This window comes from Absiella sp. AM09-50, assembly GCF_003433845.1.
GTDB classification, from domain to species: Bacteria; Bacillota_I; Bacilli_A; order Erysipelotrichales; family Erysipelotrichaceae; genus Hoskinsella; species Hoskinsella hominis.
The window spans coordinates 1-18,965 of sequence record NZ_QVFI01000044.1 but is presented as its reverse complement, the minus strand read 5'-3'; the positions used below and the strand labels follow the sequence as shown (position 1 = coordinate 18,965).

General features: G+C 35.6%; 12 protein-coding genes and 1 pseudogene. 4 read left to right on the top strand and 9 right to left on the bottom strand.

What is annotated here, in order from left to right; translation table 11 throughout:
• Positions 1–1,165, top strand: a 1,165-nt coding sequence (locus tag DW114_RS20115; RefSeq protein WP_233512195.1) for a tyrosine-type recombinase/integrase, incomplete at its 5' end; no start/stop codon positions are given.
• 168 nt (positions 1,166–1,333) lie between these two features.
• Here the strand turns inward: DW114_RS20115 and DW114_RS21875 are convergent.
• The 3 genes from DW114_RS21875 to parE all read right to left on the bottom strand — a co-directional run bounded on the left by DW114_RS21875 (position 1,334) and on the right by parE (position 6,209).
• Positions 1,334–1,552 (bottom strand): hypothetical protein, encoded by a 219-nt coding sequence (locus DW114_RS21875; RefSeq protein WP_233511389.1) that lies wholly within the window; start codon positions 1,550–1,552, stop codon positions 1,334–1,336.
• A 223-nt stretch (positions 1,553–1,775) separates the two neighbouring features.
• Complete coding sequence (gene parC, locus DW114_RS20105; protein WP_117456031.1) at positions 1,776–4,277, bottom strand: DNA topoisomerase IV subunit A; 2,502 nt, start codon at positions 4,275–4,277, stop codon at positions 1,776–1,778.
• Between the two features lie 3 nt (positions 4,278–4,280).
• On the bottom strand, positions 4,281–6,209 hold the full coding sequence (gene parE, locus DW114_RS20100) for a DNA topoisomerase IV subunit B (protein ID WP_117456029.1): 1,929 nt from the start codon (positions 6,207–6,209) through the stop codon (positions 4,281–4,283).
• A 193-nt stretch (positions 6,210–6,402) separates the two neighbouring features.
• Here parE and plsY point away from each other — a divergent pair, with 193 nt between their 5' ends.
• Positions 6,403–7,014, top strand: coding sequence for a glycerol-3-phosphate 1-O-acyltransferase PlsY (gene plsY / locus DW114_RS20095; RefSeq protein ID WP_117456027.1), 612 nt, complete (start codon positions 6,403–6,405; stop codon positions 7,012–7,014).
• 147 nt (positions 7,015–7,161) lie between these two features.
• Entirely contained in the window at positions 7,162–9,003 is a 1,842-nt protein-coding gene (locus DW114_RS20090) for an APC family permease (protein WP_117456025.1), read from the top strand.
• Positions 9,004–9,117: 114 nt separating this feature from the next.
• On the opposite strand, the gene DW114_RS20085 is transcribed toward DW114_RS20090, so the two are convergent.
• The 6 genes and pseudogenes from DW114_RS20085 to DW114_RS20065 form a co-directional block, all read right to left on the bottom strand.
• On the bottom strand, positions 9,118–10,047 hold the full coding sequence (locus DW114_RS20085; protein WP_117456023.1) for a hypothetical protein: 930 nt from the start codon (positions 10,045–10,047) through the stop codon (positions 9,118–9,120).
• 64 nt (positions 10,048–10,111) lie between these two features.
• Positions 10,112–10,651: a hypothetical protein gene (locus DW114_RS20080; protein WP_117456021.1), complete on the bottom strand. Its 540-nt coding sequence runs from the start codon at positions 10,649–10,651 to the stop codon at positions 10,112–10,114.
• 206 nt (positions 10,652–10,857) lie between these two features.
• Complete coding sequence (locus DW114_RS20075) at positions 10,858–12,411, bottom strand: ABC-F family ATP-binding cassette domain-containing protein (RefSeq protein ID WP_117456019.1); 1,554 nt, start codon at positions 12,409–12,411, stop codon at positions 10,858–10,860.
• Between the two features lie 110 nt (positions 12,412–12,521).
• Positions 12,522–12,872, bottom strand: a complete 351-nt coding sequence (locus tag DW114_RS21870; RefSeq protein WP_117579952.1) for a PD-(D/E)XK nuclease domain-containing protein — start codon at positions 12,870–12,872, stop codon at positions 12,522–12,524.
• 462 nt (positions 12,873–13,334) lie between these two features.
• Positions 13,335–14,159 (bottom strand): annotated as a pseudogene (locus DW114_RS21865) (AAA family ATPase); the annotation flags it as partial.
• Positions 14,160–14,438: 279 nt separating this feature from the next.
• Complete coding sequence (locus DW114_RS20065; RefSeq protein ID WP_117456017.1) at positions 14,439–16,154, bottom strand: peptidase M3; 1,716 nt, start codon at positions 16,152–16,154, stop codon at positions 14,439–14,441.
• A gap of 259 nt (positions 16,155–16,413) precedes the next feature.
• On the opposite strand from DW114_RS20065, the gene DW114_RS20060 reads away from it, so the two are divergent.
• A complete protein-coding gene (locus DW114_RS20060) occupies positions 16,414–18,768 on the top strand; it encodes an HAD-IC family P-type ATPase (protein WP_117456015.1) in 2,355 nt (784 codons plus the stop codon).
• The last annotated feature ends 197 nt before the right edge of the window (positions 18,769–18,965 follow it).

Below are 18,965 nucleotides of genomic sequence, written 5' to 3'. Positions count from 1 at the left end.
ACGTATCCTGCATACTGGAGAGAGCCAACGAACAGACGGGAAATACTTATATAAATATGTAGACGCATTTGGAAACACAAAATATGTGTATGCTTGGAGATTGACACCCACAGACCCGACACCAAAGGAAAAACGGGAAAAACCCTCACTTCGTGAACTGGAACAGCAGATAAGACGGGATATTGAGGACGGTATCGACAGCACAGGCAAGAAAATGACACTTTGCCAACTTTATGCCAAACAGAACGCACAGAGAGCAAATGTGAAGAAAAGTACACAGAAACAACGGGAACAACTCATGCGGTTATTGAAAGAGGACAAGTTGGGTGCTAGGAGCATTGATACGATAAAACCCTCTGACGCTAAGGAATGGGCGTTACGCATGAAAGATAAAAGCTTTTCCTATAACACCATTAACAACCATAAACGCTCGTTAAAAGCGTCATTCTATATCGCCATACAAGACGATTGTGTAAGGAAGAACCCTTTTGATTTTAAGTTAAGTGAAGTCCTAGAAAATGATACCAAAGAGAAAGTCGCATTGACAGAGGAACAGGAACAAGCCTTACTCTCATTTATCAAGACAGACAATGTGTATCACAAGCATTATGATGATGTGCTGATACTGTTAAAGACTGGACTTCGTATCTCGGAACTGTGCGGACTGACAGTAGCTGATATTGATTTCAAGAATGAAGTTGTAATTATCGACCACCAGTTACTAAAGAGCAAGGAACAGGGCTATTATATTGAAACGCCTAAGACGAAAAGCGGAATAAGACAAGTGCCATTAAGTAGAGAAACAATACAGGCATTTCAACGGGTTATGAAGAAACGCCCAAAGGCAGAACCATTTGTGATAGACGGACAGAGCAATTTCTTATTTGTCAATCATAAAGGCAAGCCCAAAGTTGCGATTGATTACAACGCCTTATTTGTCCGTATGGTAAAGAAATATAACAAGCACCACAAGGACAATCCCTTGCCACATATCACACCGCATACGCTACGCCATACATTCTGCACAAGACTGGCAAGCAAGAACATGAACCCAAAAGATTTACAGTATATCATGGGACATTCAAACATTAATATCACAATGAACTGGTACGCTCATGCGTCCATAGATACCGCAAAATCAGAGGTTCAGCGTCTAATCGCATAGAAGTATTTACCACGATTTTAACCACGCTTGATAGCGAAAATATAAGAAGATAGACCTAGATATGTGAGGTTTACCACAAAAGCAAAATGCCCGTAGAGCCTATAAAATAAGGCTTTGCGGACATTTAAGGAGATATAAAAAGATAGTCAAAAAGACATATATAATTTATTAAAATTTTTTAAAGTATTTAAAATCAAGATTATTAGGATACACTCGATGCACATCACCTTTTTCCAAGCATAAGTAATCTTTATATGGGTTGATGATGGAAACATACGTGCGTTCTTTGAATATCTTTTCTTTTAGTGTATGTACATTGATATTCTTATCCTCTTTCAACATTTCTATTAAATCTGAAAATGGTACATATTGTTTCTCATAGCTCATTTAATCGCCTCTTTCTTTTTTTTGAATTATGTTTGAATAGTGTAACTATAATCTGTTTACCCATAGATGTCAACGACTTTTTTACATTGTTTTATAGAGCTATAAAAGTAATGTTTTATGAATTTTCACTTTATGTTAAATTTTTGGTGTTTTTTTTGCGTTTTATATGAATATTTTAGGTAACCTAAATGAAAAAAACTGCCTTTTATTTGGCAGTTCTTCATTATTCAAATAAGCTTACTTCTTCAAAATCTTCCGTTTCTTCATCAGATAGATCATCACTTGTCATTTCCACCTGCTGTAGCTTTTCAAGTGGCTTCATCACATAGAAATCACCTGTATGTTTAAATGGTGTAGAGAATGTTGCATCTTTACTCATTAAGGAGATATCTTTCGCAAAGAAACGATGATAAGCATCATTGCTGATGATAATTTCATCATTGATATCATAGATACCAATATATGCGATTTGATAAGGCTTAGATTTTACTTTCTTACAAATCATATTTCCCTTTACAGGGCGCCCTGTGATATCGATTTCGCTTAATTTCAAACGTTTCATCGCAAGTGTATCACTAAACACAACAAGCTGATTGCCTGCTTCTCGATGTACAATCGCACTCGCAATATCATCATTAACGAGATTCATTGCCTTTACGCCCTTACTTCTTGGAGAAGTAATAGGAATCAAGGAAATCGGATAGCGTGTCACAAATCCATTGCGACTTGCTAATAAGATTTCATCACCATCATAAGCAACATAGGTACCAATAACTTCATCGCCTTCCAACAGCTTCATATTGCTCATTGTTTTATTGTTTCGGCTGACTTCATAATCTGATACTTTTGTACGCTTGATCAAACCTTTTTTGGTTACAGAAATCATATACGCATTGGTTTTGAAATTTGAAACGACATAGGCATCTGTGATCTTTTCATCACTGGATATTTTTAAAGTATTATTTAAATGACTTCCAATATCTTTCCATTTGGCTTCCTCTACTTCATAAACCGGTGTATATCCATAGGTCCCCTGGTTTGTAAAGAAAATCACATGATCCAATGTATTAACTTCACCCCAGCCGACCAAACGATCTTCCTCTTTTAAGCCTGTCATTGCATTATTGGCAGCACCATAGCTACGCATAGATACACGTTTAAAGTATCCATCTCTTGATACGGTAAACATCACCTGCTCACTATTGATCATGGCGACTTTATCAATAACGATTTCTTCGATTTCTTCTTCAATTTTTGTCAGACGTTCTACTGGGAACGCTTTTTTGACTTCTTTTAATTCAGAAATCATAACTTTTCTTAAAACTTTTGGATCATTCAGAATACTTTGCAGTTGGGCAATTTCTTTCAATAAAGATGCATGTTCTTCCTGTAATTGGCAGATATCTGTATTACTTAAACGATATAAGCGCATCGTGACGATAGCTTCTGCCTGTTCCTCTGTAAAGTTGAAAGCTTCTATGATTCTGCGTTTAGAATCTGCTTTATCTTTGGATGAGCGAATAAGTGCGATGATTTCATCCAGAATGCTGATAGCTTTGATCAATCCCTCTAATATATGACAGCGCTGCTGTTTTTTGTCTAAATCATAACGGCTGCGTTTTAAGATAACTTCATTACGATGTTCAATAAAGGCATCCAGCATTTGTGCCAGACCCATTTGCACTGGGCGCTTGTTGACAATTGCCACAACGTTGTAGTTGTAAGACACCTGTAAATCAGTATTTTTATATAAGTAGTTTAAAATCAGATTGGCATCCATATCTTTTTTGATATCCACAACCACACGCAATCCTTTACGATCACTTTCATCACGAACATCTAAGATTCCATCGATTTTTTTATTTAAGCGAATATCGTCAATCTTTTTCACCATATTGCTTTTGACGACTTCATATGGTATTTCGTGTACAACGATTTGTTGAACAGTTTTTGCTTGTTCAATACTAACTTTACTGCGCACCATGATTTTTCCACGTCCAGTTTTAAATGCTTCACGGATTCCATCAATTCCCTGTACAATTCCACCTGTTGGAAAATCTGGTCCTTTCACAAACTGCATCAAATCATCTAAAGAACAATCTGGATGCTGGATACGATAGATGGTCGCATCAATTGCTTCACATAAGTTATGTGGTGGAATATTGGTCGCATATCCTGCGGCAATACCTGTGATACCATTGACTAACAGATTGGGATAACGTGCTGGTAAAACAGTTGGTTCCCATGCCGTATCGTCAAAGTTAGGTGCCCATTGCACGGTATCTTTCTCAATATCCTTTAACAGATATTCACTGATTTTTCCAAGTCTTGCTTCGGTATAACGCATGGCAGCGGCAGGGTCATCATCGATAGATCCATTGTTTCCCTGCATATCGATTTGTGGAGAACGGATTTTCCATTCCTGGGACATACGTACCATGGCATCATATACGCTGGAATCTCCATGTGGATGATAATTACCAATGACCAAACCGACTGTCTTTGCGGATTTACGATAGCCTTTATCCCACAAGTTGCCATCTTCATACATGGCGTATAGAATTCTTCGCTGTACTGGTTTTAAACCATCTCGTGCATCTGGAAGGGCACGTTCTTGAATGATGTATTTTGAATATCGTCCAAATCGATCCCCCATGATTTCTTCAAGTGGTGAGGTAATCACGTTTGCATGTGTTTCGATTGGTTCTTCAATTTTCTTTTTCATGAATTATCTCACCTCCAGATTATAATCATCTTCTAATGTGAAGGATACATTTTCTTCAATCCAATCACGACGTAGGTTGGCTTTATCTCCCATCAACACAGAAACACGTTTTTCTGCGATCACAGCATCATCAATGCTGACCTGAATCAGGGTTCTTGTTTCAGGACACATCGTGGTATCCCATAACTGATCGGCATTCATTTCACCCAAACCTTTGTAACGCTGTAAGTTGTAGCCTTTTGGGAATGTTTTACGCAAGTGGTCTAATTCTTCATCTGTCCAAGCATAAGCGATTTCTTTTCCCTTTTGTAATTTATATAAAGGTGGCAGTGCAATATATACCATGCCTTTTTCAATTAATTCACGCATATAGCGATAAAAGAATGTCAGTAATAAGATCTGAATATGTGCACCATCGGTATCGGCATCGGTCATGATAATGACTTTGTGATAATTGGAATCCTCCGCATGGAAGTTAGCGCCAACACCAGCACCAAGTGCATGGATGATCGTATTCAATTCTTCATTCTTTTCAATATTGGTGATACTTGCTTTTTCGGTATTTAACACCTTACCTCGAAGTGGCAATATCGCCTGATATTTACTATCTCGGCCCTGTTTTGCACTACCGCCGGCAGAATCCCCTTCGACAAGATACAATTCTTTTTTTCTGGCATCTTTTGATTGGGCACTGGCAAGTTTTCCAGATAAGATTTTTTCTGTTTTGCCTTTGCTTTTGCCTTTTCTGGCATCTTCTCTTGCTTTACGAGCTGCCTCACGTGCAGTACTTGCGCGCTGCATCTTTTTGATCAATGTCATTGCCAGTTCTTTATTTTCTTCTAAGAAGAAATTCAATTTTTCTGAAATCAATGCCTCTACGGCTGGTTTTGCTTCCGGAGTACCAAGTTTGCCTTTGGTCTGGCCTTCAAATTGAAGAAGGTGTTCAGGAATTCCAACCGATAAAATAATCGTTAGTCCTTCACGTACATCGCTTCCTTCAAAGTTCTTATCTTTATCTTTTAAGATACCATTTCTTCTTGCGTAATCATTAAATACTTTTGTGAATGCATTCTTTGCGCCGGTTTCATGTGTTCCACCATCTTTGGTACGCACGATATTGACAAAGCTAAAGATATTTTCCTGATATTCATCCGTATACTGGAAACAACAGTCTACCTTGATATCATTGGATACACCAGAAAACGATACTGGTTTATGGAATGTCTGTTTGTCTTCATGTAAATAATCCATGAATGCCACAAGACCTTCTTCATAATGATAGATTTCTTCTCGCTCTTTATCTTTACGTTCATCTTTTACACATAGTTTTAAACCTTTGATTAAGAAAGCATCTTCTCTTGCACGTTCCGCAATCTGATGAAAGGAAAACTTAGTCGTAGAAAACATGGTCTTATCTGGCATAAAACGCACCTTGCTGCCGGTCTTGTTTGTTTTTCCAATCACTTGCAACTCGGATACACGTTTACCACCATCATGGAATGTCATCTGATAAATCTTATTATCACGATAAACACTTACTTCTACCCATTCACACAAGGCATTGACAACGCTGGCACCAACCCCATGCAGACCACCGGAAGTTTTATATCCACCAGCTTCAGAGAATTTACCTCCTGCATGCAGTACTGTAAAGATAACCTGTAATGCCGGCACACCGCTGGCATGCATATCGACTGGCATTCCACGACCTTCATCTTCTACGCAGATACTTCCGCCTTCTTCAATCGTGATATGGATACAATTACCATGACCATTGAGTGCCTCATCAATAGAGTTATCAACGATCTCCCACACCAGGTGATGAAGTCCCCTTGCATCTGTACTTCCGATATACATACCCGGTCTTTTACGTACAGCATCAAGGCCTTCCAGAATCTGTATACTGCTTCCATCGTAAGCTTTTTCTGCCATACAATCACTCTCCTTACTTTTTATATTTACGTATATGAATCCTACGTATCATTTGACAACCCATAAATTATACCCTAGATTTTGAAAAAAGGAAGATTATTTTTTTAACTTTTTACTGTTTTCCCTCGATTTTCTTCCCTATTCGACAAAATAATGCTAAAATAATGGAGTTGATATATATGAGGTGAAGTGTATGGATGTAAATTGGATTTGGTATCTTGGACTTGGCTATCTACTAGGAAGTATTCCTTTTGCGTTAGTCATCGGAAAAGTCTTTTATAAAACAGATGTTAGAAATTTTGGCAGTGGCAACTTAGGCGGCACCAATGCTGGTCGTGTACTCGGAAAAAAAGCAGGTATTTCTGTCATCCTGTGTGATGTATTTAAAGTTGTACTTGCGGTAGCAATCGTTGCACAATTTGATCGTGAAGCAAGCATATGGGCAGGACTTGCGGCTGCCATCGGACATTGTTATCCAGTATTTGCTGGCTTTCATGGAGGTAAGGCAGTGGCCACCATGTTTGGTTTTTTATTGAGTACTTCCATTTTTACATTTGGTAATTTATGGTATGTGCTTGTGCCTTTGATTTTCTTTCTGATTGTATTATATCTTGGAAAGATGGTATCTTTGGCAAGTATGGTTGCGGCTATTGTAAGCAGCATCTACATTACGATTATGCAATACAATATCAGTTTTGAAGTAATCCTTGCCAGCTGGCTGTTGACAGTGCTTGTCATCTATCGTCATCGTGGCAATATTGTAAAAATTAAAAATGGTACAGAGAATAAAATCAGCTGGCTGTAATAAAGTGATGTAATGAAAGCATCACTTTTTTTGTATCCGCTTTCTGTAAAGATTGTGTTAAGAGCAATTCCCCTTTATTGACTTTACCTACAAAAAGACTAGAATGATATCCAATCGAAAGAGATAAGAAAAGAGAGGAAATTGCTTATGTTTCAGAAGATTAAACGTATTGTTTTAGGCAGATCACTTAAAAGTGATGAACTGGATCATGAAAAATTCAGTGTTTTATGGGGACTGCCGATATTATCCAGTGATGCGATATCCAGTGTATCTTATGCATGTGAGGAAATCTTAATGGTATTAATTCCCGTTCTTGGACTTGCTTCTTATCGTCCACTTATGGGAGTAGCTTTTGCCATTATCTGTTTACTTATGATTTTGGTATTCTCCTATCGTCAGACCATATCTGCATATCCACAAGGGGGCGGTTCTTATATCGTCGCAAGTGAAAATTTAGGAAAGACTGCCGGACTTGTTGCGGCATCTTCTTTGGCAATTGATTATGTATTGACAGTCGCTGTCAGTATTTGTGCAGGTACAGCTGCTATTACCTCTGCCTTCCCATCACTTTTACCATATAAGACATTAATTGCTTTCGTGATGGTCAGCTTACTTGCTATCGGTAATTTAAGAGGCATGCGTGAATCCAGTATCTTATTTGGATTACCTACGTATATGTTTATGATTTCTATCCTGATCATGATTATTACAGGTATCATCAAAGTATTGGTTCTAAAAGAAATACCACCTGTTTCTGCCGATTTACATCAGCCAATGCAGGATTTGACACTTGTATTATTCTTAAAAGCATTCTCCAGTGGCTGTACTGCTTTAACAGGTGTGGAAGCTGTCAGTGATGGAATTCCTAATTTTAAAGCACCTGCCCAAAAGAATGCCAAACGCGTATTGACACTATTAGCGTGTATTGTATTTATGATCTTTGTGGGCGTATGTTTTCTTGCGACTATGTATCATGTGGTTCCTAATGAAAATGTAACAGCGATTGCACAGATATCTTCCCATGTCTTTGGAAATGATACTCTAATGTTTTATATCGTACAGGCCACAACAGCCATTATCTTAACAATGGCTGCCAATACTGCTTTTGCAGATCTGCCATTGTTATTTTCTATTCTGGCAAAAGATGGCTATGTGCCTCGTCAGTTTATGGCAAGAGGTTCACGTTTAAGCTTTTCTAACGGTATCATCATGTTATTTTTGTTATCAGCTTCCTTGGTTATGATTTTTCATGCAAATACCCATCACTTAATGCCTTTATATGCAGTCGGTGTCTTTTTATCTTTTACTTTATCACAGGCTGGTATGTTTGTTCGCTGGTTAAAAACCAAAGAAGGAAAATGGAAACACAAAGCTTTTATCAATGGCTTAGGCACAATTATTACTGCCATTACCTGTATGATTATTGCGGCAAGTAAATTCTTTCATGGTGCTTGGATCGTCTTGTTGTGTATTCCTATTTTCGTTTTCGTTATGAGAAAGATCCATCAGCATTATGAACAGGTAAAACGTGATTTAGATATCACAGAAATTAATGATTCGCTGATTCGAAAACAACCTGTTCCTACAAGGATCATCTTACCAGTTGATTCCATTAACCGTTCCTTCATTAAAGCTGTCAATTATGCATATACCCTACATTGTGATAATATGGAAATCTATCATGTGGATGTGGATGCATATGCCACACAAAAGCTACAGCATAAATATGGATGTTTACAACTTGATATTCCTTTATGTTGTGAACAGGCACCTTATCGTAACATCAATGAAACCTTGTTACATCATATTGAGGAAGAAGCAAAGCATTTACTACCACAACAGACACTCACCATCATTATCCCACAGTTTGTTGTGACCCATGTACAGAAAAATATTCTGCATAATCAAACATCGCTGTTATTAAAACACAAGTTATCTTATATGCGAAATGTATCCATCATCAGTGTTCCCTATGTTCTTCATGAATGAGTATCAACTTAACAGTAAAAAGGCTATCATCATAGCCTTTTTTTGAATATGTGTAAATGTCAGGTTTCACTTTTTGCTTGATGGCATCTCAAAATAAGAAATCTGTATTACTATTTATTCTGCCTGCTCTATCGGATATCCCACGATTTCTAATCCTGCATGCATAAAGGTATCTTCATAGATGACATTCTTTCCAATAGAAAATATGACATGTCCTACACTATTTAAACTTTCGCCTATTTTGATATGCATATCCCCTTCATAAGGTGCATGCAGTTCACAGATATCTTTTTGAATCAAATGAAGTTTCAGGCATAATTGTCTTTGTTTAATTATGATATCCACATGTACTTCATCTTTTTGTATGAATTTCATCTGTTGGATATGAGCACCTAGATAACTAGCAAAACGATATTGTTTATCATTCACATATAAAACCGCAATGATCCCAGTAAATGATATTGGCTTAAGTGGGATATCCGCAATGGATAAAAACAGCCCTGTATTCCTGTCTGTATGATTTGCCTGAAACCATACATATTGAGAAGGAAAAGAAGTTCCCCGATCTTTTTCAATATAACCAATGCCATTGATATCATAAGATTTCTCCCTCATGGTCAATCTGCCACTGATCTGATGATGAAGTGATATGACTGCATGATGACATTGCATAGGCAGATATGCAAACGGACCCATGATTGTTGGCATATATCGACTAGAAGTCAGCGCTGTTTTCTCATCAAATACAAGATCAGCCTGGATACTTTCCATACAAAGATGTAAACTGTCTTCTGTAAGTATTGTATCTTTCAGTTTTAATATGAATGGATTAGATTGTACGTATAATTGTGGTTCTTCATACACCTCATATACAGATGTTTGATGTATTGTATCCATAAACTGAATAAATGCTAATGTTTGTGAGCTTTGATATTGTATCCCGATAATGATGGAAAAGATGATATCCTCTTGCATACCTTTGATATACCATCCTTCAAAATAAGGATGCTTTGATTCCTTGTGTAATCCAAATTCATTTTGCATAAGTATTACCCTCCAGAATCAGTATATGCGATAGAAAAAAAGATATATCTAACAAGACATATCTTTACGCAATTTGTTCAATTCTGCATTTCTGACAGAGTGGATGATGCTTCACAAATACCTGAATCTGTTTTCTCATATTATAGAAAGAAGATCCATAGAAATATAATGCAGTTTCCATAGGTCCTTCCCAATAACTGTAGAAAGATCCAACATTTTCGATTCTGATATTGATATCTGAGATAACCTGATTGATATCACATTGATCATAGACATTATCTGGTAAATCCACACCATTTAAATAAATTGCCATTCCCTCTAAATCACCAACTGGCAAGTATACCTCATCATTATACAATAAGGATCCTTTGGGTACACCAATTTCTTTTAAAATCTTTTTCATGGTATCCAATGCTGTATAAGAATCCTCAATGGAAACATTGACGTCACAATATTCAATTTCCCCACTTGCTAACTGCATGGTTCCTCCACCAATGCATTCCCCGATACCCTCTTTTTTTAAATACTCATCTAACCTGTTTTCGTATAAGTCCCCTCGATCGTTAGGACGTAGTCGTGCGTTCAGTTGTAACGTTAAGTCCATTGTTTATCGCCTCGTATCTAGTAATATTGTATCATAAGAATGTAAAGAAAGCATTGTAAAATGTGATTATCTTTATTTACCAATGCAAAATATCCCTTTTTGAGGAGAACTTTTACCATCATATGTAAAAATGGCAGATAAAATACCTGCCATTTACTTAAAAATTGATATATTCATATTTATATGGATCGTGTAACTACCATATTTTATAAAACTTTTGTAGTGTAATCCTCCAGATTGATGACTTCATCTACGATATCCATATAGAAATCAGGATCGTGGGATACTAGAATAATCGTTCCATGGTATGCTTTTAATGCACGCTGTAATTCTTCTTTCGCATCCACATCCAGGTGGTTGGTTGGCTCATCCAGAACCAGAACATTACAAGGTTTATTCATGATGAGTGCCAAACGTACTTTTGCCTGTTCCCCACCACTTAATACACACATGCCAGATTCGATATGATCCGTTGTCAATCCACATTTTGCCAGAGCTGCTCGTACTTCTCCATTGGTAAGTCCTGGAAAGTGATCCCAGAAATGTTGAAGCGCTGTTTTGGTATTGCCATGTTCTTCTTGTTCAAAGAATCCAATTTCCACAAATGGATCGACTTCTACCTGACCGGATAATGCAGGAATTATACCTAGCAGTGTTTTTAATAATGTTGTCTTACCCAGACCATTAACCCCTTTGATTGCAATCTTTTTATTACGTTCTAATTCCATATGAAAAGGTGTTGTTAAGGGATCATCATATCCAATGACCAGATCCTTTACTTCAAAGATCACACGGCCCGGCGTTCTTGCTTCCATAAATTCAAATACTGGTTTGATTTTGGTTTTAGGTTTACTGATAAGATCCATTTTATCCAGTTTTTTCTGTCTGGAATGTGCCATGTTTCGCGTTGCTACACGAGCCTTATTGCGGGCAATGAAATCTTCTAAATCTTCAATTTCTTTTTGCTGTTTGTTATAGGCTGCTTCCTGCTGACGCTTTTTCATTGCATACTGTTCCTCAAAATAATGATAGTCCCCCGCATAACGTGTTAAGATACAGTTTTCCACATGATAAATCACGTTGGTAACAGCGTTTAAGAATGGAATATCATGGGATACTAGAATAAATGCATTTTGATATTCACTTAAAAATGTTGTCAGCCAACGGATATGTTCTTCATCTAAATAGTTGGTAGGCTCATCCAAAATCAAAATCATTGGATTTTCCAACAACAATTTACTCAATAACACTTTAGATCGCTGTCCTCCAGATAATTGTGTCACATCTTTATCTAAACCAATATCTAACAGACCTAATCCTTTTGCGACTTCATTGATTTTTGCATCAATCATATAGAAACCATTGTGATCTAAGATATCCTGAATCTCTCCAACTTCTTTCATCAGATGGTCCATTTCTTCCTCACTACAATCACCCATCTTTTCATACATATCCATCATTTCTTTTTCTAAGTCAAACAAGTGATGGAAAGCATCCTGTAATACTTCTTTAATGCTCTTGCCTTTTTCAAGAGAAGTATGCTGATCAAGATATCCAGTTGTGATACGATTACACCATTCTACCTTGCCTTCTTCAGGTGCTAATTTCCCTGTGATGATATTTAAAAAAGTAGACTTTCCTTCTCCATTGGCACCAATCAATCCAACATGTTCTCCATTCAATAAACGAAAAGATACATTCTCTAATATTTGTCTTCCACCAAAGCTGTGTGATACGTTTTGTACATTTAAAATACTCATAAAAATCCCTCCAAGATTTGCATAGACAAGTATATCATACCCAATCTTTCAGTACAATTTGAAATGTGCAATTCCACAAAAAAGACGCTTATTTCTAAACGTCTGAAACATTATGCTTTTGTTATGATGCATTGCTTCTTAAAAAATGATATGCCATAGCCAACGCTTTTTCTATATTTTTGATACTTTGGATTTGAAAGATAGCGTTTATCCTTGATTTGTTTTGCGGCTTTTTGACTATCGCTCATCAATTCATCTAATGTAGCTGAATGTTTACATTCAATGATGATTACCGTTCCATCAAGTCTTCTAGGTAATATTTCAATATCAAATCTTCCATCCCCTGCCTCTTTATTCGAGGAAACATCTAGATCTTGAAACAATCCTAAAAGAAATCCATGGTAAAAGCTTTCATAATTATCATAATAACTAATACTTCTATCTAAGATATCATTTAACATAGATTGCGATTTTTCAACTTCCTCATCATTTAAAAGTTGGATGAATTCATTTACATATTGATGTTTAATTTCATTGAAATAATCCATAAAACTTTGATCATAAATTTTATAAACTTCTTTATTGGGAATTACCAATTCATAAACTTCATTAGTTTTTATTTCTTTATATATTTTTAAATATCCCGTCATCAATAGGAAACTATATATATGATTAATATTATCCATATCACGATACGTAAGTTCTGGTTTTATTTCTTTTACCAGTGTTTTTCCTTGCATCAATAATTCAAATTCATCATGCAAAGTTTGATTTCCATCCTTGATATAATTGATGACAATATCATTTCCACTTGTATTTGCCCAAAAAGAAATTGGCTTTAAACTTTCTTTTTGAAGTTTTCGATCAACATACATTAGGGAACTCCAAGGATTGAAAATATCAGTATCTCCAAACAAATAGCCATCATACCAATCCTTTACTTCTTGAATATATCGTTCAAAATTATAAAACTTTAATAAAGCTTCCACTTCTTGATAAGTAAATCCAAAATAACAACTTGATTTGATATCTAAAATGGAATATGTTTTAAAATTATTCAATCCCGTGAAGATACTTTCTTTAGAGATTCTCAAACATCCTGTTAGTATCCCTTTTTCTAAAGCATCATTTGTCTTTAAGGCTGATGAGAAAACCGTTTTCAAAAAGTTTACCATTTCATCATAATATCCATTTTTATAGGCAGCGTGTAAAGGAACATCATATTCATCTATCAGAATAATAACTTTTTGATGGTAATGTTGTTGTAGGCATTGTGATATACGATATAAAGATTCCTTCAAATCAATCATTTGACCTTTTCTATATTTAATATTTCTTAAAATATCCTTATCTGCATCATCTATTTGTGTACTATCAAATAACTCTTTATTTTTTTTGACTATATCTGAAACTAATGATGTGTAACGATCCATTTGTGCTTCAAAGCTTGATTCGATCATATCTTTTAAAGATATGAAAATAACAGGATATTGATTTTGATGTTTCATGATTTCCTGTTCTTTATAAATTTCTAAATTATCAAATAGATATGCATTATCTTTCTCTTTGTTAGAGAAGAAATAATACAACATACTCATGTTAAGTGTTTTACCAAAACGCCTTGGTCTTGTATATGATACTAGTTTTTCACTTAATACATCTTTGATTCACATTGTTTTGTCAACATAGTAATATCCTTTATCGATAAGTTCTTTAAAATTTTCTATACCAATCGGTAATTTTTTCATTCCTTACACACCACCTTTCAATGTTTGTATTGTAACATAATATCTACTTCATTCCTATTCAATCTATATTCTAAATTTCACTATCACTAGTTTTCAAAGCTTTACATATAGATTGTATATATTGATGCTTTTTGTTATACTGAACATAGAAAAAGAGGTCCTGTATATGAACAAAATCATCAAACCCATACAACCTGTGAAGTTACATCCTCCAGTAAAACAAAAGCCACAACAGGATAAGCCAAAAGAAAATCCATCCAAATAAGCGGATGGATGTTTTTATAAAAATTGTTTTGTGAATTGATCCGCGATATTCTTAATTAAATCGCTATCAAATGGATTGCTTAATCCGGAAGCTTTTAATGGCTCCAAATATTGAGTGTTTAGCGTATATTGTGTAATATTACGATAAGCCTGTAATGCATCATCTCGATCATGCATACTCATCATCCATATTTCAAGTGCTGAAGCAGCACTGGTGGCATAACTGATATAATAGAACGGTGTTTCAAAATGATGATGAATGTCTACCCATTCATATTCAACTGGATATCCCATATATTTTTTATATAGTTCTGCGTGCAGTTGATTCATCTCTTCTAAACTCATTTCTGGTTTTTTAAAGACTTCCTGCTGGAATTCATCCTCACATGCCCCCTGTAAAATACTACTCAACATATTCATTAAATTTGATATTTCCATTAACTCTGCATTTTCTCCATAGATGTTTTCATAATAAGCATACATCAATGTTTCTAAACCTTGTGAATGAACTTCCGCAAGATCCAGATTATTAGAATCATTCCAGATGGTATCCCCCATTAAAAAGAAATTATAATAATGTCCAAATTCATGAAACATGGTACCTGGATCTTTGTAATCAGAGGTATTGATAAACATAAACGGCTCATTTCCGATAATGGTTGTATATCCTGCATGCAACATATTTTTTTGATCATCATACACATATAAGCCATGTTGCTTCATATACGCAAACGCCTCTTGCATAGCTTTTGGAAATTCAGATTGAAGTGCTTTTTCAAGATAAGGCATGCCCCCTGCAACATCTACCTGACCATCATGTAATGCATGTATTTTATCACTAAATTTACTATTCAGTTTCTGATATAATGGCACAATATATTTTAATACTTTTTCTTCAAATTTTGCGGCATCTTCTTTACTGTAATCACGTTTTAATACCTCGTATGCATAATCACTATAATTTTCATATCCGAGTTTTTTCGCTATTTCTACTCTTGTTTTCACAAGTTCTTTATAAATACCGCCCAGTTCCTTATTACGTTTTTCATAGATTTCATAATAGGCTGGAATATCCGCAAAAGAGCTTAAATCAAGATCATCTATCGTAACTGTTTTACCATCTTTTATCGTTGTATAATCATTTGCTGCAGAACGCTTATTGTATTGATTGATAAGTTTGGTTTCTTTTTCTGATAATGCTTCAATTTCAGGTGAATTTAATTTGCGATTTACCTCGTAGCGATCAATAAACGCCTGTCCCATCTTTTTCACAAAAGCATCTTTATATTCAGATTCCATGATGATTTTGGTCATCTCGTTCATACGATTATCCAATTTTACAAACTCATTGTCTAATAACTGATTTTCTTCTTCATAATATGTATCGGTTAAATCTAGATGATTATGAATACTGGCAATTACCTGCATTTGGTCATAGTTTTGTAAAGCTTTTAGGATTTGATCATATTGTGATAACACGCTGTCTTGTTGTCCTGATTGTTTTGCCTTATCTATTGTATCCTTGATTTTCGCATAGATTCCATCTATATCTGGACGTTCATATTTCATATCCTTAAAATCAATGTCATCATGTTGTGGTATTATTTCTTCTTTTGCCTGGGGTATTTCATACATCACATTTGATGATTTTGATGGATTGTTAGATGTACATCCACTTAATATTATTGTGATACACAATAATCCAGCAAATAGTTTTTTCATATTTTTCATAAATGTAGCTCCTTTATTTATTAGCTTATTATAGCAAGTTTTATCCATAAAATACAATCATATCTCTCATTATCTAAATAGAAAGTATACCATAAATTTATCACTTTATACTTCTTTATCATATTTCTATGTGATGCCTTCCATAAACTGTTTTGATATCTCACATATTTTAGATATCTTAAGAAAAAATAACAAAAGCGTAAGGTATTTCAAGGATATAATTGGTATAATATATATGAAGCAGACATGGGGTGACAACATGAATTTACAAACAGATACAGAAATAGACAGCAGCTATGGTTTAAGCGAGGAACAAGTCGCAGCCAGAGTGGAACGAGGTCAGGTCAATAAACAAATTGATCGTATTTCAAAAAGCTATAAAGAAATTATTCATGATAATATATTTACACTATTCAACCTGATCAATGTGGTTTTGGCAGGCTTTATCATTTTCATCGGATCATGGCGAAACCTGTTGTTTATGGGAGTTATTTTATCCAATATCGTCATTGGTATTTTACAGGAAATCCGTGCAAAACGTGTACTAGATAAATTATCTTTGATTACACAATCCAGTGTGAAAGTAAGACGAAGTGGTGAATGGAAAGAAATACATATTGATGATGTGGTATTAGATGACATCATTTCCCTTTCTACCAGCAATCAGATCATTGCGGATGCAATTGTGATCGATGGTCGTTTAGAAGTCAATGAATCTCTTGTGACCGGTGAAAGTGATATCATCATCAAACAGCCTGGTGATGAATTATATTCTGGAAGTTTTGTGGTGAGTGGCAATGCTACATGTCAGGTATTACATGTTGGTGAAGATAATTATGCTTCTACCATCATGAAAGATGCAAAGGTATTTAAAAAACATAAATCTCAATTAAGAGATTCTATCAATTATATTATTAAAATCATTGGTTTTGTGATCATTCCAATGGGAATCGCATTGTTTGTGAAGCAGTACTTTATCAGTGGGTATCCTTTTGATAAAGCTATCATTGCCATGGTTGCGGCCCTTGTGGGTATGATACCGGAAGGACTGGTCTTATTGACAAGTGTTGCCCTTGCTGTTGGTACCATTAATTTAGCTCGTAAACAGACATTAGTTCAAGAGCTTTATTGTATAGAAACCCTGGCAAGAGTGGACACTCTTTGTTTAGATAAGACAGGTACCATTACAGAAGGAAATATGCAGGTGGAAGATATCCTGGTTATGGAAGAAGGCTTAGATATCAAAGCATTACTGGCGAACTTTCAAGAAGCGATTCATGATGAAAATGCCACAGCCATGGCAATCAGAAACTTTGTAGGAAAGCCTGCACACATGGAAAAGCCTGTCCGTATCCTGCCTTTCTCCTCTGCACGTAAATGCAGTGCGGTGACCTTTGAAAGTGGTACATATGTTTTAGGCGCATATGAATTTGTATGTGATAAAAAAGATCCTGCGATTGTCGCAGAAATTGAGAAACAAGCCAATATGGGTAATCGTGTACTGGTTTTTATGCAAAATGATACTCCTATTAAATTTGATGATATAGAAAAAGATGGTCATATCCTTGCGCTGGTATTGTTAAGTGATCCAATACGTAAAGAAGCCCCACAGACTTTAGATTATTTCTTATCACAGGGTGTAGATATCAAAGTCATTAGTGGTGATGATCCTAGAACCGTACATGCTATCGCAAAGAAAGCTAATCTAAAAAATCATGAACGTTATATCGATGTTAGTACCTTAAAAGATGAAGAGATTGATGCTGTAGTGAAACACTATACGATCTTTGGACGTGTATCTCCAAAACAGAAAAAATTGATGATTGCGGCATTAAAGAAACAAGGACATATTACCGCCATGATTGGTGATGGTGTCAATGATGTTATGGCTTTAAAAGAAGCCGATTGTAGTATTTCCGTTGCACAAGGTAGTGAGGCCGCAAAGAATATTGCCAATCTTGTATTACTAGATAACAACTTTGCCCATATGCCTCATATTGTGGATGAAGGAAGACGTGTCATTAACAATATTCAACGTGCTGCCTCTTTATTCCTTGTAAAAACGACCTTCTCTACCATGTTGGCATTCTTAACATTGTTCTTGATTCGCCGATATCCATTTGAACCAATTCAGTTAACGCTGATTTCATCGTTAACCATTGGTATCCCATCTTTCTTCCTAGCCCTTGAACCAAATCACGCCAGAGTACAAGGTAACTTCTTATTAAATGTATTTTCTAAAGCCTTCCCTGGTGCCTTGTGTGTGGTATTAAGTGTTGTATTCGTACACTTCTTAGGTAATGTTCTACCAATCAATGAAGCTCAAATGACAACGATGACTGTACTATTAACAGGTACTAGTTCCCTGATTGTCTTATATCGTGTATGTATACCATTTACAAGACTTCGTTTCATCGTCTTTGTGATCATGACAGCCCTATTCATTGCGGCTGTGGTCTTATTACCTAATTTGTTCGTATTGGTACGCTTAAGCTTCTATCAAGCTGTATGTACCCTTGGTGCTATGTTTATGATTCCCATTGTGATGGATTTCTTCTTTCGGTTTGGTAATAAGTTAAAGTTAAAGGAACGTTTGGAACAGGTAGGAAAATAGGAATAGATGATAAACAAAACGCCAAACTCGGTTTCAATGCCAATAAGTTAAGGGTATTGACAACAATGAAAAGTGATATCTAGTGAATTTCGTACTAGGTACCACTTTTTATTTTTTACTATTGACAAAAGAATCAAAATTTGTCCGCTTACGCGGCTTTGTTTATAAGTGAATGCACACAAAGGAGGACTTCATTT